This is a genomic window from Halalkalibacterium halodurans (assembly GCF_004376175.1).
Lineage (GTDB): Bacteria > Bacillota > Bacilli > Bacillales > Bacillaceae_D > Halalkalibacterium > Halalkalibacterium halodurans.
Map to the genome: position 1 here is coordinate 32,411 of NZ_SNUY01000015.1, position 21,236 is coordinate 53,646.

Annotated in this window: 16 protein-coding genes and 2 pseudogenes; 10 read left to right on the plus strand and 8 right to left on the minus strand. The window is 43.7% G+C overall.

All coding sequences use genetic code 11. The features are described 5' to 3' along the window. The first annotated feature begins 285 nt into the window (after positions 1-285). Positions 286-441 (plus strand): TetR/AcrR family transcriptional regulator, encoded by a 156-nt coding sequence (locus E2L07_RS21630; protein WP_338121478.1) that lies wholly within the window; start codon positions 286-288, stop codon positions 439-441. A 99-nt stretch (positions 442-540) separates the two neighbouring features. Next, positions 541-852 (plus strand): TetR-like C-terminal domain-containing protein, encoded by a 312-nt coding sequence (locus E2L07_RS21635; RefSeq protein ID WP_478292533.1) that lies wholly within the window; start codon positions 541-543, stop codon positions 850-852. Positions 853-964: 112 nt separating this feature from the next. On the opposite strand, the gene E2L07_RS06970 is transcribed toward E2L07_RS21635, so the two are convergent. Further along, positions 965-1,195, minus strand: a complete 231-nt coding sequence (locus E2L07_RS06970; protein ID WP_010896891.1) for a hypothetical protein — start codon at positions 1,193-1,195, stop codon at positions 965-967. 152 nt (positions 1,196-1,347) lie between these two features. Here E2L07_RS06970 and E2L07_RS06975 point away from each other — a divergent pair, with 152 nt between their 5' ends. From E2L07_RS06975 to E2L07_RS06995, 5 genes and pseudogenes are all read left to right on the plus strand, one after another. Further along, on the plus strand, positions 1,348-1,689 hold the full coding sequence (locus tag E2L07_RS06975) for a PadR family transcriptional regulator (protein ID WP_041820262.1): 342 nt from the start codon (positions 1,348-1,350) through the stop codon (positions 1,687-1,689). Continuing rightward, complete coding sequence (locus tag E2L07_RS06980; RefSeq protein WP_134229227.1) at positions 1,686-2,183, plus strand: hypothetical protein; 498 nt, start codon at positions 1,686-1,688, stop codon at positions 2,181-2,183. The genes E2L07_RS06975 and E2L07_RS06980 overlap by 4 nt, the downstream gene beginning before the upstream one ends. After that, on the plus strand, positions 2,180-3,616 hold the full coding sequence (locus tag E2L07_RS06985; protein WP_134229228.1) for a serine hydrolase domain-containing protein: 1,437 nt from the start codon (positions 2,180-2,182) through the stop codon (positions 3,614-3,616). Before E2L07_RS06980 ends, E2L07_RS06985 begins: the two co-directional genes overlap by 4 nt. A gap of 170 nt (positions 3,617-3,786) precedes the next feature. After that, a pseudogene (gene uvrA / locus E2L07_RS06990) lies at positions 3,787-6,249 on the plus strand (excinuclease ABC subunit UvrA). Positions 6,250-6,487: 238 nt separating this feature from the next. Next, entirely contained in the window at positions 6,488-8,224 is a 1,737-nt protein-coding gene (locus E2L07_RS06995; protein WP_134229229.1) for an ABC transporter ATP-binding protein, read from the plus strand. Between the two features lie 247 nt (positions 8,225-8,471). On the opposite strand, the pseudogene E2L07_RS07000 reads toward E2L07_RS06995, so the two are convergent. After that, positions 8,472-9,394 (minus strand): annotated as a pseudogene (locus tag E2L07_RS07000) (cation diffusion facilitator family transporter). A gap of 322 nt (positions 9,395-9,716) precedes the next feature. Next, positions 9,717-10,508 carry an AraC family transcriptional regulator gene (locus E2L07_RS07005; RefSeq protein ID WP_010896884.1) on the minus strand — a complete coding sequence of 264 codons (792 nt, stop codon included), beginning with the start codon at positions 10,506-10,508 and terminating at the stop codon, positions 9,717-9,719. A gap of 166 nt (positions 10,509-10,674) precedes the next feature. On the opposite strand from E2L07_RS07005, the gene E2L07_RS07010 reads away from it, so the two are divergent. Genes E2L07_RS07010 through E2L07_RS07020 form a run of 3 tightly spaced genes read left to right on the plus strand, consistent with a single transcriptional unit; the run spans position 10,675 to position 13,728 of the window. Beyond that, complete coding sequence (locus tag E2L07_RS07010) at positions 10,675-11,841, plus strand: Gfo/Idh/MocA family protein (protein WP_053432466.1); 1,167 nt, start codon at positions 10,675-10,677, stop codon at positions 11,839-11,841. A 25-nt stretch (positions 11,842-11,866) separates the two neighbouring features. Beyond that, entirely contained in the window at positions 11,867-12,592 is a 726-nt protein-coding gene (locus tag E2L07_RS07015) for a ThuA domain-containing protein (RefSeq protein ID WP_166740041.1), read from the plus strand. A gap of 26 nt (positions 12,593-12,618) precedes the next feature. Next, the gene (locus tag E2L07_RS07020; protein ID WP_134229231.1) at positions 12,619-13,728 is read left to right on the plus strand and encodes a Gfo/Idh/MocA family protein; all 1,110 of its coding nucleotides are present in this window, start codon (positions 12,619-12,621) and stop codon (positions 13,726-13,728) included. Positions 13,729-13,893: 165 nt separating this feature from the next. Here E2L07_RS07020 and E2L07_RS07025 read toward each other — a convergent pair whose 3' ends face one another. The 5 genes from E2L07_RS07025 to E2L07_RS07045 form a co-directional block, all read right to left on the minus strand. Next, on the minus strand, positions 13,894-14,748 hold the full coding sequence (locus E2L07_RS07025; RefSeq protein ID WP_053432611.1) for an SDR family oxidoreductase: 855 nt from the start codon (positions 14,746-14,748) through the stop codon (positions 13,894-13,896). A gap of 40 nt (positions 14,749-14,788) precedes the next feature. Next, positions 14,789-15,826 (minus strand): mannonate dehydratase, encoded by a 1,038-nt coding sequence (gene uxuA, locus E2L07_RS07030; RefSeq protein ID WP_134229232.1) that lies wholly within the window; start codon positions 15,824-15,826, stop codon positions 14,789-14,791. Then, complete coding sequence (locus E2L07_RS21180) at positions 15,823-16,698, minus strand: glucuronate isomerase (protein ID WP_134229233.1); 876 nt, start codon at positions 16,696-16,698, stop codon at positions 15,823-15,825. Before E2L07_RS21180 ends, uxuA begins: the two co-directional genes overlap by 4 nt. 159 nt (positions 16,699-16,857) lie before the next feature. Next, complete coding sequence (locus tag E2L07_RS07040; protein WP_134229234.1) at positions 16,858-19,134, minus strand: S8 family serine peptidase; 2,277 nt, start codon at positions 19,132-19,134, stop codon at positions 16,858-16,860. A gap of 526 nt (positions 19,135-19,660) precedes the next feature. Beyond that, positions 19,661-20,944: an IS110 family RNA-guided transposase gene (locus E2L07_RS07045; protein WP_134229235.1), complete on the minus strand. Its 1,284-nt coding sequence runs from the start codon at positions 20,942-20,944 to the stop codon at positions 19,661-19,663. Positions 20,945-21,236 lie beyond the last annotated feature (292 nt).

A 21,236-nucleotide genomic window follows, 5' to 3' on the forward strand; every position in this document is an offset into this window, starting at 1 on the left:
ACCAGTTTACAAAGCATTAAAAGAGTTGTCTGGCTTTTAAAAAAGGCAAAATTCTTACCAAGAGAGTATCCTAAGAGTTTGAATCCGCTTTCAAATTTAAGGTGTTAAAAAAACTGCCTATAAATACTTGACTCAAACTCATCTTTTTCTCTCCTTGCTTTCTCACTATTAGCTAATTATAATGACACTGTGTTGTCTATTCAACGAACAGTTCATTATCAAACGTTATGTATCCAACAAATAATAGGTTATCTGTTGTTTAACTAACGACAAGGTGGAAAATGGATGAGTGTCAAATTAGATAGACGGAAAAAGTATACACGGATGGTCTTGAAAGAGAGCCTGATGAAGCTAATGCAAGAAAAACCGTTATCGAATATAACGATCAAAGAAATATGTGATCTCGCCGATATTAATCGGTCCACCTTTTATTCCCACTAGACAGATTTATACGATCTTCTTTATCAAATTGAAGATGAGATTATCAAGGACTTAAGTGAAGCTTTATCCTCCTACAACTACACAAAAGACGAAGAAGCCTTGCAAATGACGGAGAATTTATTAGTGTATATTGCAAACAATCGAGAAAGCTGTCAAACCTTATTTAGTGAATATGGTGATCCCTCATTTCAAAAGAAAGTGATGATGTTGGCGCACGACCATGTCATCAAAACACCTTTAGTTGGAAAACATACAAAACCGGACATCTCAGAGTATGTAAGCTTGTATATCGTCAACGGAAGCATTCATATCGTGCAAAGTTGGCTAAAAAATGGGCTAAAACAATCACCGAAAGAAATGGCCGAGTTAATCATTAAACTTGGCAATAGAGGACTTTCCTCGTTTCAATAAACAGCAGTGGTGCAAAAAAGAGAGAGGGAATGGTATTATCCCCTCTCTTTTGTCATTGTATTTTTCTTTTTGAAAAGAAGACCTTCAACTTTAGTGTATGATCAAGTATCTCCTATTCTGGATTTTCCTTGTCACCACACTCGGATAATGGCTTCCCTTTCCACTCTATTTCAAACCAATTGATCTTCTTTTCCTCGTACAGCTCAGGATCATAAATGTATTGTACATCCCAATTGTCGTTTTCCCCCTTAAAACTAGTTGTTTCCGTCACAACGGTCTGTGCTGTAGTACAAGCCATTAATAAAAAAATGAAGATCATTCCAAACCATGCATTCAGCTTCAATGTTTCACACCCTTAGCGATATAGTAACTAACAATTATTTCATCTATAGGTAATTTTGACAATATTATAGATGAACGTCCACATGATTGACTTTTTTTATTCATTTTCAATATATATTTGAATGAAGTATATATTTTTGTTAAAGTTATTTTATGGATAACACTAGTTTAATTAAAGGACATTTAGAAATGTGCGTCTTGTCGATTTTGTCAAAGAAAAAAAGTTACGGGTATGAAATCATGAAGGAACTAGAAAAACATAACTTACGTTTGAAAGGAGTAGGAAGCATTTATCCGATTTTAACGAAGCTCAAAGATCAAGGATGCGTCGATACGAACCGTGAAATATCAGAGAGCGGGAAGGTCCGAGTTTATTATGAAATCAATGAAACAGGTAAGGTGTTTTTACGGAAAAGAATAAATGAGTGGCTAACGCTGCAAGAAGACATTCAATCCTTATTGCAACAAGGTTTAGGAGGGGAACTTTTACGATGAATGAATCATTAACCTTAGCGGAAAAACAATTTTTACAGCAAGTTCTCAATGAATTAAAACACGAGCAAATCAACTCTGAAGATCGTGACACGATTAAACAGCAGCTTCTAGAACATTTTCAGGAAGCTCATGACCACGGTGAAGACAGTCTAGAGACACTCGGTGATCCTACGACGTTTGTCAAAGACTTTTTCGACGTTCACGGAATGGCTCCACATTCGGCCATTAAAAAGAACCCTAACAGCAGGTCTGCATTCATCGTCGCCACGCTTACGTTTATCACTACCTTTCTCTCTTCACAGTTCATATTGTCTCTAGTTTTAACAGATTCCTTTCAACCGCAACATCCGAATCCATTTTTCCAATACAATATTTTGTACAACATCTCGGAGCATCCTTGGTGGAATTACATGTTACTGACAATCAGCCTTTCCATAGCCTTTGTCGTTAGCTTTCTCGGGTTTGCCTTTGTCCGAAAAAGGAATGTAGCATGAAAAGATTAGTGACCTGCTGTATCATCTTATTTTTGTTGTTTTGTTTATTTCTACCTAGTCGCGAGAGCTTAGCAAAGCCGGACATAGAAAGTACGTTGGATAACTATGTAGAAACATTTCTAGGGACGCATCGTATCCCAGGTGCTGCGATTGCGATCGTGCAGGATCGTGAAACGATTTATGCAAAAAGCTGGGGTGTAACTGGAGGATCAGAGGAAGCAGTCACTCTGGAAACACCTTTTTTGATAGGATCGGTCACTAAGTCGTTAACTGCCTTGGCGATCGTGAAATTGCTAGAAGAAAACAAGATCATGCTGGACGACTCGGTGCAAGCGCATCTCCCATGGTTCACGCTTCAGGATCAAGGAGCCGCTGCACAAATACCGATCAGACATCTCCTCGCTCATACGAGTGGACTTAGTACATACACGGGATTGGCTATCGCAGATCAAGGATCTGCAGATGAAAACGCGATCGTAAGTCATGTGCGAAATCTAGCAACTGAGGAGCTCACAGCTGCTCCTGGAGAGCAACATCAATATAGCAATGCAAACTACTTAATTCTTGGCGCTCTCGTAGAAGAGGTGTCCGGTCAGCCATTTTCTGAATATATGAAGCAGTATATTTTTTCACCTTTAGGGATGGAGCATGCAGCAGCGGATCATGGAACGGCAGCAAGAAACGGGTATCTTGGTAGCTATCAATCTTGGTTCGGCTTCCCAACAAAAAGTCGCATTTCCTATGATAACGGAGGTACTCCCTATGGCTACATCGCGGCCAGTGCTGAGGACATAGCTTCGTATATTAAGTTCCTTCAAGGGAATGAGCCAAACGATTTTCTAACAGAAGAAAGCCTATCCATCTATTTATCTCCTCTTGTTCAACAGAGGGAGAATCGCTATTACGGCTTTGGTTTGCGACTGACCACTTTTGATTCTGGAGAGACGATGATTTGGCATTCAGGGGCAACTCCTGATTCACGGGCTGAATTGTTCATCTTGCCAGAACACAAATGGGGTGGCGTGATTCTTACGAATAAAAATCATCGTTTAGAGGAAGAAGCCGTAACTCATTTACGCGAGGGCATTATTCAGATTTTGCATGGTGAGCAACCACTCCATGTTCCTAAAAAGCTTCCAACGATTCAATGGATCATGTCAGGATTGTTGTCCATGGTTCTCATACGGTTCATCTCTTTACTGAAGACGATGAAAAGTAACAGCACTCATAAAAACATCCGTTGGCGGATATGGGGGCTAACGTCTATTCTTTCCGCTATCCTGCTTATTCCACTCCTTACCTATAGTGTCCATGCTCCTTGGCACACGATTACTGTATTTACTCCTGATATTGCATGGCTTACGATTTTCACGGTGATTTTATTGTCGCTAAATGGCCTTACCTCCATTTATGTTTCATTGCGAAAAGGTTGAGTAAGTAATCTCTTACTTAGCCTTTTACTTTTGAACTAAACATTCCTACATAACCTTAAAGTCCTGTGACGGAGTTTTGACTTATTTTCAGTAGATAAATCACTAAACCTTCGCACTTGCATCACTGTTGTAAGATTTAAGGGTAAGCCAGTAAAAAGGAGGTTTTTTGTTTGAAACATGACATCAACATTCGCGGAGCACGGGAGCACAACTTGAAAAACATCTCCCTTAAGATCCCAAAAAATAAACTAGTGCTGCTTACAGGGCCGTCCGGTTCAGGGAAGTCCACGCTTGCCCTCGACACGCTGCAACGAGAATGTCAGCGACAATACATGGAGTCGATGGGGATGACGACCGATGCGGTGAGTAAGCCAAAAGTCGATTCAATCGTCGGCTTGTCACCATCGATTAGCATCGGCCAACATATTACGAACCGAAATCCCCGTTCCACCGTTGGAACTACAACCGATATGTACACGTACTTGCGGGTGCTCTACGAAAAGTTAGGCGAGCAGCCATGCCCCCATTGCGATAAGATGGTTCCTCCTCGAGTCGATAAAGAACAGTATGAGGAAGATGGAGGGTTTAAGCAATTGATCGATTGCTCCCATTGTCATCAGCGCTTTGAAAAATTAACTCGAAGCCATTTTTCCTTTAACAAGCCAGAAGGAGCCTGCCCAACATGCGATGGTCTCGGAAATGTCTCAGAGCTTGACCTTACAGCAGTTTTTCAAGAGGAACAAAGCTTGAAGGAAGACGGTGTAGCCATTTGGAAAGGCCAATACCGAGACTATCAGTTGGCGATTTTGCAAGCGGCAGCGGAGTACTATGACATTTCCCTCGACCTCGACAGTCCATTGAAAAGCTTTAACAACATCCAAAAGGATCTACTTTACTATGGGGTTGATTGCGAACCGTTTAGCGCCCATTTTCCAAACAAAAAACCACCAAAAACGGTCGGACAAGGCAAATTTGAAGGGATCGTTACAGGCATTTGGCGAAGGTATAAAGAAAAAGCAGGGCAATCAGGTGAAGCTAACCTTTTCTTCACTAAGCAATGCCCTGACTGTCATGGTGAGCGTTTAAATAAGAGAAGTTGCGGCGTATTAGTGGCGAATACCTCCATTTCGCGTGTCACCAAGTGGTCCCTGAATGAAATCCTCACTTGGCTAGACAATCTTCAGCAACGTTATTCAGATGAAAGCTTTCAAGTGATAGAGCCTCTTTTACACGATTTAAAAACAAAGTTGACTCGGATTGTTCGTGTCGGCTTAGGTTACTTGTCGCTCGATCGGCAAACGATCACCCTTTCTGGCGGCGAGGCCCAGCGCTTACGGTTGGCGACGATATTAGGATCGGGCTTAACAGGCGTCCTCTATATTTTAGACGAGCCGACGGCAGGCCTTCATCCGAAAGATACTCACGGACTACTTCAAGTGATGAAAGAGCTTAGAGATTTAGAAAATACCGTTCTCGTCATTGAACACGATGAAGATATGATGAGAGGGGCCGATCACATCATCGACATTGGCCCAGGAGCGGGAAAATACGGTGGTACCGTCGTCGGCCAAGGGAGCGTTTCCTAATTAATGGAACAGGAGCAGTCGATTACAGGGACCTTTCTAAAAAAGCCGCCAACTACTTTTCATAAAAAACGAACCGGAAACGGGAACCATTTAACCGTTCATCACGTAACTAAACATAATTTGAAAAACATCACGGTCTCCTTTCCCCTTGGAACGCTCATCTCCGTCACAGGTGTTTCGGGCTCAGGGAAATCAACACTCGTGTTTGATGTGCTCGCCGCCGGATTCAACGGAGCCCCTCAAGGCTGTGAAAAAATCACTGGCTTTGAGGCAATCAAAACGTTGATCACGGTCGATCAAACACCACTCACACGAATGCAGCGCTCCAACATTGCGACCTCCACAGATGCGTTTACTCACATTCGACACTTGTTTTCTAATCTTCCTGAAGCGAAACAAAAAAAATTAAAGGCGAAAGATTTTTCCTTTAACACGCAAGGTGGACGATGCGAGCATTGCCAAGGGCTCGGTTTTGTCATGACGAACATGCATTTCTTACCTGACCTTGAGGTGACGTGTCCCGTTTGTAAGGGGAGGCGCTTTAAAGACTTCATTCTCGACATTACCTATAACGGACAAACGATCTCCTCTATCCTTGATTTAACCATCGAAGAAAGCCGTCCCTTATTTGAACATGTGAAAAAGATTAGCTCGATCATCGAGCTGCATTGTGAAGTTGGACTCGGTTATTTAAGCTGGGGGCAACCAGTCACAACCTTATCCGGCGGTGAAGGACAACGGCTCAAATTAGCAAAAGAACTATACAAGCAAACATCGAACCATACATTATATCTTCTCGATGAGCCAACAACCGGGCTGCATCCAACTGATGTGCAAAATCTCTTGCTTCTGCTAAACCGACTTGTAGATGCAGGAAATACCGTGATCACAGTCGAGCATACATTGGAAGTGATTCGTGCATCCGACTGGGTGATTGACATTGGCCCCGGAGGCGGAGAAGATGGGGGCCAAGTAGTCGCCCAAGGAACACCAGAGCAAATTGTCGCTGTGAAAGAATCACATACCGGGGCTTTTTTAAATCGTTAAATACCAGCATGTAAGGTTCTCCCTAGGATTTTTTCTAGGGAAATCTATTCCTTTTTAAAAATAAGGTTGCCCTTTACGTAAGGGAAGGATTTATGCTTCATTTAGGAGATGATTTCCACTATAGAGAGATTCGTCATGATAGGAGGTCTGCCAATAGAAAGTGCATTATTTTGTACCTTTTCTCGATAATTAATTATGATCAATACCGTGGTAACTCATTGTTAAAGGGGTTAATAATATGGAAAAACAACAACAAACTAGTTTGAAGCCATTTTTCTCGCTCATTCTTTCCGCAAACATTCCGAAGCTTGCCTTAACGTTCGGTCTTATTGGCAGCCTGATTACAACACTCGTAGGACTTACGATTCCATTGCTTACGCGGGAAATGGTCGATGGCTTTTCGCTAGAATCACTCAATACGTTCCTCATTGCCGCGATCATCGTCGTGTTTATTTTACAAGCGGTGCTTGACGGGTTATCCATGTACGCACTTGCCTATGTTGGGCAAAAAATTGTTGCCCGTCTTAGAGAACGGATGTGGTTCAAACTGCTTCGCTTGCCTGTCAACTATTTTGATAAAAACACGAGTGGGCAAACGGTTAGCCGGGTCGTGAATGATACTGGGATTGTAAAAGACTTAATCTCTCAACATTTTCCTCAATTTGTCGGCGGTATCATTACAATTATCGGGGCCATGATCATCTTATTTATTATGGATTGGAAAATGACCTTGTTAATGTTTATTGCTGTCCCAATCACGGTCGCCGTGATGGTTCCCCTCGGGATGCGAATGTCAAAAATTTCTCGTGGTTTGCAGGATGAAACGGCGAACTTTACGGGAAATGTGCAGCAAACGCTTAGTGAAATCCGTTTAATGAAAGCATCCAATGCCGAACAAACAGAAGAAAAGAAAGGGTTAACTGGGATCGAGAAGCTGTTTTCCTTCGGGTTAAAGGAAGGGAAAATTTTTGCTTTGATTGCCCCACTTATGTATCTCGTCGTTATGGTCGTGATCGTCATTATTATCGGGTATGGTGGTATTCGGGTAGCAGAAGGAACGATGACGACAGGATCGCTTGTTGCTTTCTTGCTTTATTTGTTCCAAATCATTTTCCCGATTACGTCGTTTACGATGTTTTTTACCCAATTGCAAAAGGCAAAGGGAGCAACTGAGCGAATTATCGAGATTTTAGACATCGAGGAGGAGAATGGGCAACAAGGGATCGAGATGGACATTTCAAACAAGGCCATTCACGTAAAAAACGTTTCCTTTTCCTACAATGAAGAGGAGCCCGTCATCCAGAATGTTTCCTTTGATGTAGAACCAGGAACAATGGTAGCTTTTGCCGGTCCGAGTGGCGGCGGGAAAACGACGATGTTCGGCTTGCTGGAACGCTTTTACGAGCCAACCTCTGGGGAAATTCTCATAGGGGATACCTCCATACAAGAGCTTTCCATGTACTCTTGGCGCAAACAAATCGGCTACGTGTCTCAGGACAGTCCGATGATGGTCGGAACGATCCGAGAAAACTTGTGCTATGGATTAGAGGATCGTGACGATATCGACGACGATCGGCTTTGGGAAGTCGCGAAGATGGCCTACGCGGATCAATTCATAAGCGAGTTTCCGAAAGGACTTGATACGGAAGTCGGTGAACGTGGTGTCAAGCTCTCCGGCGGGCAGCGTCAACGAATCGCGATTGCTCGAGCGTTTTTGCGAGATCCAAAAATATTAATGATGGATGAAGCAACTGCGAGCTTGGATAGTCAATCGGAAGGCATCGTGCAACAAGCATTGACCCGCCTTATGGAGGGACGGACAACGTTTGTGATCGCCCACCGGCTATCGACAATCGTCAATGCCGATAAAATCATCTTTATTGAAAAAGGCCAAATCACCGGAATCGGCACCCATCAAGAGCTCGTCCAAACCCATGATCTCTATCGCGAGTTTGCCGAGCAGCAATTAACGTAATAAAAGAAAGGTCCACTTCCATTCGTTGGTCGTGGGCCTTTCGCTTTTATCTTTCATATCTATTCATGAATCGTAGCCGTTCGCTGCTAATTGTTTTGATTACATGCGATCGATTAATCTGTTCATCGTTGAAAGAATGAAACGAACGGTACAAACAGACTAGCGACTTTCTGTTTCATTTTCCAAATCACAAAGGCCCGAACGCGGAGCAAGTTGTACCTTCTCATCCGGTCCGTATTCCTCGCTTTTAGTTTATACGTTCTTGACGGTTCAGATCACCCTCGGTCTGGTACGGGTTAATATGGACAAACACTCTTTTAATATGGTTATGGTTGGCTAGCAATGCTTTTTTGACTCGTTTGGAGATTCGATGCCCTTCCTCCACACTAAGGTTTGGATCCACTCCTACCTTGATATCAACCACAATATAATGACCATGCGTTCTTGCCAACAATTCATCGATTCTTTTCACGCCTTCGATCTTAGATACCGTTCGGATAAATGGTTTCGTTTTTTCCGGATCAAGCACTTGCTCCATCATAATTGAGCTTGATTCCTTCGCTAGGGAAAAGCCGATCTTGATAACGATTAATGAAACGATTAGCCCCGCCACAGGATCTAAGTAAACAAGGATCGGATAGTTGAAATGTTGACCTACCATGGCACCAAACACCCCGATAAAGGCTGCAATCGAGGAAAGAGCATCTGACCGATGGTGCCACGCTTCTGCTAACAACGCAGAGCTGTTTATTTTTTTGGCCAGACGATATTTATATTGAAATAAAACCTCCTTGATGATAATCGAAGCAATGATGGCCACTAGTGCTATTCCTTTAGGAGCCGATGGCATTTCCCCTACGAATACTTTAGTAGAGGATATCGCGATCTCAACACCGACCACAATTAACAGGATGGCCACAATGATCGTTGCCACATTCTCCGCTTTTCCATGACCATATGGGTGATCGGCATCCGGTGGTTTTTTAGCGGTTCGCAATCCTGCGAGAACAGCGATCGACCCCGCTACATCAGAGGCTGAATGGGCTGCATCTGCGATTAACGCTCGACTCCCAGAAAGCCACCCAATAACCCCTTTCATAAGAGCAATAAGCCATTAACAATGATTCCGACCCACGTTGCAAATTCTGCTTCCTTAAAACGACTCTCCATCCATGACACCACCATAAAATGACGTTACGTGAACTTCCATTCTCGTTTGCGTTTCTATCCTATCAGACGGGGATCGAGTGGGTCTAGAGCAACGTTTTTACTTGAAATCAAGTAATTTCACGCAAGCAAATTTACATTCATCCATTCTATTTTCTTGCATGAAGGCAAGCTTTTAGCCTGATGGAAAAATAGGAGCTTAAGAATAGCGATGGACCGAAGCAACAAGGGAAGCTAAAGAACCAATGAATACTCGATGAAGCCGTTCTAGGGACTCGCCGCTTACGCTAACCATCTTCCTGTAAAAAGACATTCCTTCCTTTTTCTAAATGAGGGTCATGGTTTTATGCTTTGTACTTGAACGATAGTCGCCTGGAGAGATCCCGTAATGTTTTTTGAAGACACGATGGAAATAGGAATACGAACCGAAACCGCAATCTTCGGCAATATGTTCGAGTGTATAGGTCGTATGTTTTAAAAAGTCGATCGCTACAGCCAATTTAATTTCATGGGCGTACTCGATCATTGTTTTTCCTACACTACTTTTAAAAAGATGTGCCGAACGGGAGACACTTAATCCTGCATGCTTCGCCACATCTTCCACTTTTATTCCCGTGATCGCATTTTCCTCAATATATCTCATCATTCTCGTAACAGTATATGGCCTGCTTGACATTGACTTTGTTTCCATCGCTGCTCTTTCCAAAGAGAGGCATAGGGTTTGCACTAGGTAATGAAGAATTTCGTCATTTTTTTCAGAAACAGAACGTCGATCTTCTAAAATCATGCATCTCCATATTGCCATGATGTTCTCATCAAGATCGATTGTACTAACGGAAGGCTTCTCTGATCGTCTCCACCATGCATCGATCCAATCACCTTCACAGAGCAAATGATAATCCCCACTATTGTCGCCGTCTTCTACGATTAATTCGAACATATCTTCAGGATTTGTTAACAAAAGGTCTCCTTTTTCTAATTGGAACTCCCTTTCATTCAATTTGACCTTACATGTTCCTTCGGTTTGCAGGCGAAGAAGATAACCTGGTACTCCCGTTTTAAATTCCATATAGAACTTCTGGGCATGTAAGGAGTACCCACAAAATTTAATATTCACAGAGAACCAGCCCCTTCCAGAAACAGAAAATAGCAAAATTGTTCATGTTTTGATTGTATCATCTATGTAAAATCTGAACGATGGCTATTATGATGTAATCAAATAGGTAATATTAAGTTGAACTCGTAGCTCTGCTCGTAAACGATTATGGAAAGGAGACTCCTCCATGGGATCGATTAAGGTTGGAATGATCGGCTACAAATTTATGGGAAAAGCGCATAGTCATGCATATCGTGACCTCCCGATGTTTTTCCCAGACCATCTTCGTCCTGAAATGAAGGTCATTTGTGGACGGAATCCAGAAGGGGTTGCACAGGCTGCGTCTCAATATGGCTGGGAGGAATACACGACTAACTGGAAGGACCTTATTCGCCGAGATGACATTGATTTAATCGACATTAACGCCCCGAGTGATGTCCACAAAGAAATTACCCTTGCCGCCGCACAAGCAGGAAAACACATTTTTTGCGAAAAACCGTTAGCGCTTACATTACAAGATTCACGCCACATGTTAGAAGCAGTTGAAGCTGCTGGAGTGAAGCATATGATCGGCTTCAATTATCGATTTACTCCCGCCGTCCTGTTAGCAAAGAAATTAATTGCCGAAGGAAGATTAGGCGATATTTATCATTTCCGCGCATGGTTTTTACAAGATTGGATTGTCGCTCCCGATTTCCCTCTCGTATGGCGACTACAAAAAGACATTGCTGGCTCCGGTGCCCATGGAGATTTAGGCGCCCACCTTATCGATATGGCCCACTTTCTGATTGGGGACATAACCGAAGTAATTGGAATGAATGAAACCTTTATTAAAGAACGCCCGCTTCCTACGGAAATGACCGGATTGTCAGGAAGGGGAAGTAACGACTATACAGCACCAAAAGGACCAGTGACAGTTGATGACGCCACCTTGTTTATGGCACGATTTGCCAACGGTGCTTTAGGAAGCTTTGAGGCGACTCGCTTCGCTACCGGACATCGAAGCACGAACTCGTTTGAAATAAACGGTAGTAAAGGTAGTGTTATTTTTGACTTTGAACGGTTAAATGAGCTGCAGGTTTACTTTACCGATGATCAAGATGACGTCCAAGGCTTCCGCAGAGTATTGGCAACAGATGGGGCACATGCGTACTCTGATCGATGGTGGCCAGCTGGACACACGATCGGGTATGAGCATACCTTTATCCATGAAATCGCCGAGCTAATGGAATCCTTACAAGAAGGTCGGCAACCTGTCCCCAACTTCAAAGACGGCGTTAAATGTCAACAAGTTTTAGAGGCCGTCGATTTGTCCATTGCAAAACGTGAATGGATCCAAGTTTCTGATCTTTAACTTATAGATGTGGAGGTTTTTGATGATGCCGAAAAAAGCACTCATCGTTTGGGGTGGCTGGGATGGCCATGAACCTGAGCAAGTGGCGCATATTTTTAAACAGACCCTCGAGGAAGAACAGTTTCAAGTAGAAGTCTCGAACACTCTCGAATCCTATGCAGATGCGGAAAAACTTAAATCCCTAGATTTAATTATCCCTCATTGGACGATGGGGACCATTCCTAAAGAGTACGTCCACCATATTTCCGAGGCGATTCAAAGTGGCGTCGGAGTCGCCGGATGTCACGGCGGCATGTGCGACGCTTTTCGCAACAACGTGGATTGGCAATTTATCACAGGCGGCAGCTGGGTTGCCCATCCAGGTAATGACGGGGTTGACTATACCGTTCAGATCAAACATTCTTCCAGTTCACTTCTTGAAGGGATTGAAGACTTTAACGTTTGCAGCGAACAATATTATTTACATGTAGACCCCGCAGTCGAAGTACTAGCCACCACCCGCTTTCCTATTATTGAAGGCCCCCATTCCACTAACAAGGCAGTGGATATGCCTGTTGTCTGGACGAAGCGCTGGGGGTTGGGACGGGTATTTTATTGTTCATTAGGTCATCAAGCAAATATTGTCGCCATGCCTGAAGTCACAACAATCATGCGGCGCGGTTTCTTATGGGCTGCGGAAGGAAAGGAACGATATTCTCGTTTGTATACGGAGAAGAAAGAAACCTATACTGGCATGGGCGATAGTCAATAACACTAGCTACCTACGGAGGAGACAGGATGAGAATCATTAAGGCAGGTCTCATTGGTTGCGGAAATATTAGTTCGATTTACTTTGAAAACGTTCATCGGTTCAAACATCTGACCATAGTCGCATGTGCCGACTTACATCTTGAACGAGCACGAGCTCAAGCAGAAAAGTATCGCATTCCGAAAGCTTGCACGGTTGCAGAATTATTGGAAGATCCCGAAATTGAGCTAGTGATCAACTTAACCATCCCTCAGGTACATGCAAAGGTTTGTATCCAAGCGTTAGAGGCGGGAAAACACGTGTACACAGAAAAGCCTTTAACGATCACCCTAGAAGAGGGACAGAAACTATTGAAGAAAGCGAAAGAAACAGGACTACTCGTAGGGTGCGCACCAGATACCTTTTTAGGAGCAGGGATTCAGACATCGATTCAAGTGATTGAAAGAGGAGAAATCGGGACACCAGTTGGAGCCTCCGCCTTCATGATCAGCCGTGGCCATGAGCACTGGCACCCTGATCCTGCCTTCTATTACGACGTTGGGGGCGGACCAATGTATGATATGGGCCCGTATTATTTAACAGCCCTCACCGCTTTGCTAGGTCCTATGGCGCGAGTATCGGGCTCTGCTCGAATAACTTATCCAGAGCGAACCATTTTAAGCGAGCCAAAGAAAGGCACAAAAATCAAAGTGTCAACCCCGACTCATATTTCAGGTGTGATTGACTTTGCCAATGGAGCGATTGCTAGCATTACGACAAGCTTTGATGCCTTCGGTGGCTCTGCCCTTCCACCAATTGAGGTTTATGGCAGTGAAGGTACCTTGCTCGTTCCAGATCCAAATACGTTTAATGGGCCGGTTCAATTGAGAAAACGTGATGAAAGGGAGTTTGTAGAGGTCCCTTTAACCTACCACTATACTGAAAACAGTCGCGGGATCGGTGTCGCCGATATGGCTATGTCTCTTCTTACCGGGAGTGACTATCGGGCAAGTGGCACGATGGGATTCCACGTGCTAGAAGCCATGCACGGGTTTCACATGTCTTCTACGTCAGGGCACCATTATCAAATGAAAAGCACATGTCGTAAGCCAGAGCCATTGCCAGTTGACTTTCGCTTTCCCTATGCAGAGACAACTTAATATCTAAATCAACCTTCCTCTGCTAAATCAAGAGGGAGGTTGATTATCTGCAAACATGTCTGTTTTATAAAATCGCTGCCATGGCGATAAAATAGGATCAAGAAACCCTTCAGGGGGAAAGCCGTTGTCTTAATGACAGACTCCCCCCTTTCCCCAAGCTCCTCATTACACCCCTGAATAAGCAGAGAAACCGCCGTCCACCGGTACGATAACTCCATTGACAAAGCTAGTCGAGGAATCCACGAGCCATAACAGTGTACTAATCAGTTCTTCTGGCTTTCCGAATCGTTCAGCAGGCGTCTGACTCAAAATTTTATTCGCTCGATCCGTGTAAGTGCCATCGTCCTTTACTAATAACGAATAGTTTTGCTCGGTTAAAAAAAATCCTGGCGCGATCGCATTGACACGGATTCCAACTTTCGAAAAGTGAACCGCTAACCATTGGGTAAAGTTACTGACAGCGGCCTTGGCTCCACTGTAGGCAGGAATTCGTGTCAGAGGGGTAAAGGCGTTCATTGAAGATATGTTGACAATGCTCGCCCCTTCCTTGCCGAGCATATCTTGACTAAACACTTGGCAAGGGATCAATGTCCCTAAAAAGTTCAACTCAAACACATGGCGAATCCCATCGGCATCTAGGTCAAAGAACGTACGGACGTCTTGATCAATCCCATGTAAGTCAGCCTCTCGCAAATAATCGAGCTGCGTCGTTCCTTTCGGATGATTTCCTCCAGCGCCATTAATCAAAAGATCGCACGTACCTAATTCCGTTCGAACCTGCTCCCGTGCTCGTTCCATGTCTGTCTTGGCCAGAACATCAGCACTAATAGCGATGGCTTTCCCGCCATTGACTGTTATCTCGTTCACTATAGCTTTTAGCTTGTCGTCCGTTCTTCCGATAACGGCCACCTTCGCCCCACATTTGGCCAGCGCTAAACAAAATTCTCGTCCAAGCACACCACTTCCACCTGTCACAACAGCGACCTTATTTGTTAAATCAACTTGAAATGATAACTCCATTCCGATCCCCCTTGGCTTGCCCATCGTTAGAAGCTTTTCTTTATGACGAAACGGCTTCCCAAATTCCATTTAAATACGTCGCCCCTAATGCTCGATCATAAAGACCGTAGCCCGGCCTCCCCTTTTCTCCCCAAATCATCCGACCGTGATCTGGGCGAAGTGGGCCGGTAAAGCCGATATCATGATACGCTTTTAACATAGCCACCATATTGACGGAGCCCGCTTCCGATAGGTGGGCTGACTCTTGGAAGGAGCGAGGACCTGTTCTTTTGATGTTGCGGGCATGGGCAAAATGAATTCTTCCTTGCCCGCCGAAATGACGGATCATTTCTGGAAGGTCGTTTGCTTCATTGGCACCTAGCGACCCTGAGCACATAGTGATTCCATGGTTCGGACTATCGTAAAGGGATAACAATCGCTCGAGGTTTGCCTTGTTCGTTACGATGCGCGGCAAACCAAAAATCGACCATGGCGGGTCATCTGGATGGATCGCCATCTTGATCCCAACTTCATCGGCCACTGGCATAATCGCTTGAACAAAGTAGGTAAGATGATCCCACAAATCCTCTTCTGATATTTTCTTATACGCTTGCAGGACCCCTTTTAAGCTTTCATTTTCATAGCTTGTGTCCCATCCAGGCAGCTCCAATTCTCCTGAAAGCGGGTTTGTTCGGCTAATCACGTCCTCTTCATAGATCAAAGCTTCTGAGCCATCTTCCAGCTTGAAGTCGAGCTGAGAGCGGGTCCAATCAAACACGGGCATGAAATTGTAGCAAACAGTGTCAATCCCGCATTCTGCTAAATGACGAAGAGTTTGCTTGTAATTTTCGATATACCGGTCCCTTGTCGGTTTTCCTAGCTTAATATCCTCATGTACAGGAACACTTTCAATCACATCCAACGTTAATCCGTGCCGCTCAATGTTGTTTTTTAACGCGAGGATTTTTTCTTTTGGCCACACTTCTCCTACGGCCACATCATAGATCGCTGAGACAATTCCTTTCATGCCTGGAATTTGCTTAATATACTCAAGCTTGACCTTGTCTGACGGCCCAAACCATCTCATCGTAAGTCTCATAGTCGAACAGTCTCCTTCATGTCGAAATAGTCAACTACGTTGTTGTAGCATATGTCTTGGACGATCTGCCCCCACCGCTCCATGTCAGGTGGAAGCTGCCCTTCCTTGATCCAAGAGCCGATCAACTGACAGAGGATTCTTCTAAAATAGTCATGTCTTGGGTACGATAAAAAGCTCCTTGAATCAGTTAACATGCCAATAAAATTACTTAGCAGTCCGACACTCGCTAAATCGGTTAGTTGTCGTCTCATTCCATCGATATGGTCGTTAAACCACCATGCCGAACCAAACTGAACCTTCCCTCTGACGCCACTTTCCGTAAAGTTCCCAATCATAGAAGCAAGAATATAGTTTGCATTTGGGTTCACACAATACAAAATCGTTTTCGGTAGCGCACCTTGCTTATCTAATAAATCGAGTAATTTCGCTGTTGCGTGTGCGATTTGTCCATCGCCATATGAATCCGTTCCCCCCTCCTCAAACCAACAAATAGAGCCTGCACTAATACCAGCTAACAATATGCCTTCTTTCCACGCTTTCCTCAAGATTGAATCAAGCCCCCACTCTTTCCATAAAATGAGCAGGTTTTTCGTATTCCCACCGCCTACATAAAGAATTTCTTTATCTAAAAGATAGCTTTCCAAGTCTCTCGTAGGTGGTCGGAACAATGACAAATGGGAAGGCTGACAGTCCTGTTTACCGAAAAAATCATAGAATTTAGTGATGTAATGCTCTGAATCACCACTTGCTGTCGGGATGAAACAAATTTTGGGGTTCGCTTTTGTACATTGATCCAAGATGTATGTATCCAACAGTGGATTCTCGGGTTCCATGGAAAATCCTCCACCCCCGAGCGCAATGATCTGTTTCAATTGGTTCATTCCTTTCGTACAATTTTTTATGGTTTTGACACTATTTCTATGGCTTTTGTGGCCGTTCCTTCTTGCAATAAATAAAAAGTGTTGCTACTGGCCTTTCTTAAAATGAGACAAAAAGAGCCTTTCAATCGTTCTCGAAAGGCCCTTTCCTCTTTATTCTACTATTCTTCTTTTTGATTTTCGTAAAAGTACAAATCCTATCAACAGTAACAGCGCGCCAATCGCAAGCGAATTGTACAAATTTGTAGCAGTCTTCGGCAATGTTCCATCCTTGTTATTTTGCTCGTTACTTTCCTCAGCTTGAGGTTCGCTTCCTGTCCCGTTTTTCGACGTCCCTCTGTTTGTAGTACCCTCAGTTGTAGAGTTTCCATTGGTTTTTCCTCCACTTATCGGGGTCCCGCTCTTTGTTTTCTCAAAGACAGCTGAATCAAACACTGTGTATGTGCTAAAGTGATTTGTCCTCGCTACAATAAAACCCTCTTGATAGTTACCGCCAATTTTCTCCCACTCATTAAGGGATTCGTTCCAGTAATAAATCTTTAAGTTATTGACGTTTTTCTCTTGATCTACTCGAAAACCCATTTCGATTTCCTCATCAAAGTGACGAACCTGTTGTCCATTTTGAATGATTTTGAATTGATATACCGTGCTTTTCGCCTGTCCTGCATACGGAATTCCTTTGCCTACTACACGTTCAAATTCGATGACAACATCGCCTACTTTAAAGACCCCGTGCGGGATGACAAGTTCAAGATCATGTTTTGCAATGACAAGGGTTATCCCTCGATCCTTGAGTTCCTTTACTTGATCAGCCGTTAAAGCTAAACGAGTCAAGTCATCTAGAGCGGAATCAAAGAACACAACCAATGTTCCATTATCAAGTACGGAAGCCACATCCGCATTTGAGACGATCGCTACTCCCCCTAGATTGACTGGTTTGACCTGCACACGTGCTGCTTGTTTTCCTTCCTTCTCTCCAGTCGGTGGCGCTGAATCTGGATTCTTTGATTCTTCATTTTCTTTTCCATCAGACGGCTGCTCTTGCGGATCTTCTGCTGGACTCTCTTCGTTCTCTTCTTCATCTGGCGGCGTGGAGCCTTGATCCTCTGACCCTTCATTTTCTTTTCCATCAGACGGCTGCTCTTGCGGATTCTCTGCTGGACTCTCTTCGTTCTCTTCTTCATCTGGCGGCGTGGAACCTTGATCCTCTGACCCTTCATTTTCTTTTCCATCAGACGGCTGCTCTTGCGGATCTTCTGCTGGACTCTCTTCGTTCTCTTCTTCATCTGGCGGCGTTGAGGAAACATATTGAGCGAGTCCATAGCCATACAAGCGATCATGCCCTTCAGAACCTAAGTCGAGTGACTGTTCAACTAACAGTGCTCGGATTTGTTGGCTCGAAAGCTCAGGATGTTTTCCCATCAGAATGGCAGCTAGACTTGTGACATGAGGCGTTGCTTGAGACGTACCACTCATAAACACATACTTGTTCCCAGGGGCTAACCCTCCAATCAAATGCCCAGGTGCTGCTAATTCATTTTCTACCCCTGTCGCCGAGGTATTCGTCCGCTTCATCTCCTTATCCACTGAAGCCACTGCAATGACTTCATCATACTTCGCCGGATACTCAATCGTTTCACCAGAACCGTCAGCTTTTCCACCATTTCCGCTTGCCGCCACCACTAAAATTCCTTGAGCAACCGCTTGTTTAATCGCTGTATGGACGGCTGGTACTTCATTCGTGTAACCTAAACTCATATTGATAATATCCATGCCCTCTTGAATGGCCCAATCAATTCCTGCTATAAGGTTAGATGTATTGCCTCCCTTTTCTTGGCTAAACACTTTGACGCCATACAATTGAACATCTGGGGCAATCCCTTGGTGAAGCGTTCCTTCACGGGCCCCAATAATCCCTGCTACATGAGTACCATGTCCATGATGATCGTGCGTGTAAGGCTCGCCTTCAAAGACAGAATGACCGCCAGCATATGTAATATCTTGGTGTCCATCAAAGCCTGTGTCGAATACAGCCACCTTTACACCTTTCCCTGTATAACCGTCATCCCATGCATCAAACGCTTTGACCATATCATTGTTCCAATCATGCTCCCCAAGCTCGCGGGTATCAGACATTAATTGAAGCGGTTGATCCAGTGAAACCGATACTACATTAGGGTCTTCCTTTAGTCGCTCCACCTCACTAACGGGAACTGTCATCGTTTTGATCGGCAATGTTTTCATGGTCTGTTCGTTTTCATAGACTGAGAGACGAGAGTCAGGCGATTCTGACACTACATCCTTGTAGGTGACAATGATATCTACTTTTTCTTCTTCATCTGTATCTGCGAACGTTCCAACAGGAACAAGCAAGTTCACTAACAGAACAATACTCATGATCGCTGACCATCGTTTAAGACGTTTGTTCAATAGAAACTCCTCCCTCAATAAAGTTTAATTTTCTCGCTAATACTCATGTATTCTCCAAATTTCACTAACACCAAATAGTAATCTCACCAGTACTACTGGATAGAAGTAGAACGAATTAAAATTTCTTACAGGGGATAATCCATCCTAACGTCCAAACTGGTATAGTTTGGTAATTGAGTAGTATGACCGTGCCTATAAATCTCCACGCTACTCACGGTCGCTAACCCTCCCATGTCTCTCCGGATTGGTATCCATACCTTCCTTCGTCCTGCGTATCCATGAGGTGGAGGTCGGATAAGCTCCTTTGCTGGGTCATAAGCCCGTATGGTGAAAATAAACTCCGACTCTGCACTATTGGTGTTTGTTATTTGTAAGTATACAGATGATGCACGGCTTTACATGGAGTGGCGGGCATGGTAGGCTTCCTTAGCCATGGGCGAATCATTGGATGACTCGCCGCTTCGCCAAGGAGCCATGCCCGCAGAGGCTCCGTGTCAAGCCACTTTGGGTGATCTGCTTTCTAAGGTTACACTGCCTGTAATCCATCCATTTGAGGAATATCTTTTATTAATCTTGAACCATCAAATTCACACTGTTTTTGACCAATGACAAACAACACACGTAGTAACTTACAACACAAGGCAATCAAAGATTGTTGCTTTTTCAAAGGGCGTTCAGGGCGTTTGGTGTAATAGTGATGCAGGGCTTTAAATGTTGAATTATGGGCGACAAGGGGACGAATCGCTAAATATAAGGCTCGGCGTAATCGTTTCCTTCCTCGCTTTGTAATCCTTGTTTGCCCTTTAAATTTACCTGAACTGTGCTCACGTAATGATAGCCCTGCTAAGTTCACTAATTGTTGAGGATGAGAGTACTTTGAAATGTCCCCAACTTCCGCAAAGAATAATCCAACAGTCACCGCCCCTAAGCCTGGAATTTTCATCATTTGTTGGGCACCAGGTAATGTTTCAACGATGGCTTCTAATTCCTGATCCAACTCTTCTAATTGCCGCTTAAAAAGCTCATACTGCTCAATAAGATTCTTCAGTTCACACTTGGCAAATTTCAAGCCTACTTCAATTCCAATGCTCTTTTTGGCTGTTTCTACAAGCTTCGTTGCGCGCTTAATGCCAACTCCTCGTTGGACATACGGTTTCCATTCTTGAAGAACCCTCTCTGGTGTCTTTTTATGAATATCAGAGGGGAACGGAAACAGCTTTAGGGTACAGAGAGCGGCTTTGCCTTCCCAATCTCCAAACACATCGAAAAACTCTGGAAAGTAGCGTTGAATCACATTTTGAATGCGACCTTCTGTGATCATTAATTGTTCAGTAAGCTGATCTCGAATTTTTACGCATTCTCTTAGTTCCGCATATATGCCATCTAAGAGGTTTGGTACAGAGTATCGCCCATCTTTGATTAACTGGGCGATCACTTTTGCGTCTTTCGTATCGTTTTTCGTTGGAGAATTGTCATCAAGTTCTTTACTTTTCTTAACGTGCATTGGGTTCACGACGACAAAGTCGTAACCTTTTGCCGTTAGATAGTAAGCAAGACTCTTCCAATAATGTCCTGTTGGTTCTACGCCAAAAATGACGTGATTCTTCTTGTGTTTTTCTTGGTGTTGCTTTACCCACTCAACGAGGGCTTCAAAGCCAAAGATTCGATTTTCAAAGACCAAACGCTTTCCAAGATCTAATCCTCGATCATCTTGAGCACGTGCGACATGTTTGTCTTTGGCAATATCAATGCCAATAATTAATGTTGATGGTGTGATTTGCGCAAGTTTACGATTTTGAGTATAATTCATTACGAGTCCTCCTTGGGTATCAATTAAGGGTCCTTTTTCGTTGCAACGATTGGACACCTCGTATCATACCAAGAGGGCTCTTTTTTGTTCAATCCTCAAATTTCTTCATTACAGGAATGCTCCTTTTATAGAAACCACTGTCATTGACAGTGGGTGTTACACAATGTATTAGTCACGTTCATTATATCGGTCGAATTTTGTCGTATTTTAAATTATAAGAAAATTTTTAATTAATTTTTTAAAGTGAATGATAGAATGAGAGATCATGAACATAAAAATGGAGCGACTCATT

What these genes read in the sequence shown, in the direction of transcription:
- E2L07_RS06980 (WP_134229227.1), top strand. Translation starts at nt 1,686, where the DNA reads ATGAATGAATCATTAACCTTAGCGGAAAAACAATTTTTACAGCAAGTT.
- E2L07_RS07015 (WP_166740041.1), top strand. Translation starts at nt 11,867, where the DNA reads ATGCCGAAAAAAGCACTCATCGTTTGGGGTGGCTGGGATGGCCATGAA.
- E2L07_RS07025 (WP_053432611.1), bottom strand. Translation starts at nt 14,748, where the DNA reads ATGGAGTTATCATTTCAAGTTGATTTAACAAATAAGGTCGCTGTTGTG.
- E2L07_RS07020 (WP_134229231.1), top strand. Translation starts at nt 12,619, where the DNA reads ATGAGAATCATTAAGGCAGGTCTCATTGGTTGCGGAAATATTAGTTCG.
- E2L07_RS06985 (WP_134229228.1), top strand. Translation starts at nt 2,180, where the DNA reads ATGAAAAGATTAGTGACCTGCTGTATCATCTTATTTTTGTTGTTTTGT.
- E2L07_RS07045 (WP_134229235.1), bottom strand. Translation starts at nt 20,944, where the DNA reads ATGAATTATACTCAAAATCGTAAACTTGCGCAAATCACACCATCAACA.
- E2L07_RS06995 (WP_134229229.1), top strand. Translation starts at nt 6,488, where the DNA reads ATGGAAAAACAACAACAAACTAGTTTGAAGCCATTTTTCTCGCTCATT.
- E2L07_RS21630 (WP_338121478.1), top strand. Translation starts at nt 286, where the DNA reads ATGAGTGTCAAATTAGATAGACGGAAAAAGTATACACGGATGGTCTTG.
- E2L07_RS07010 (WP_053432466.1), top strand. Translation starts at nt 10,675, where the DNA reads ATGGGATCGATTAAGGTTGGAATGATCGGCTACAAATTTATGGGAAAA.
- E2L07_RS06975 (WP_041820262.1), top strand. Translation starts at nt 1,348, where the DNA reads ATGGATAACACTAGTTTAATTAAAGGACATTTAGAAATGTGCGTCTTG.
- uxuA (WP_134229232.1), bottom strand. Translation starts at nt 15,826, where the DNA reads ATGAGACTTACGATGAGATGGTTTGGGCCGTCAGACAAGGTCAAGCTT.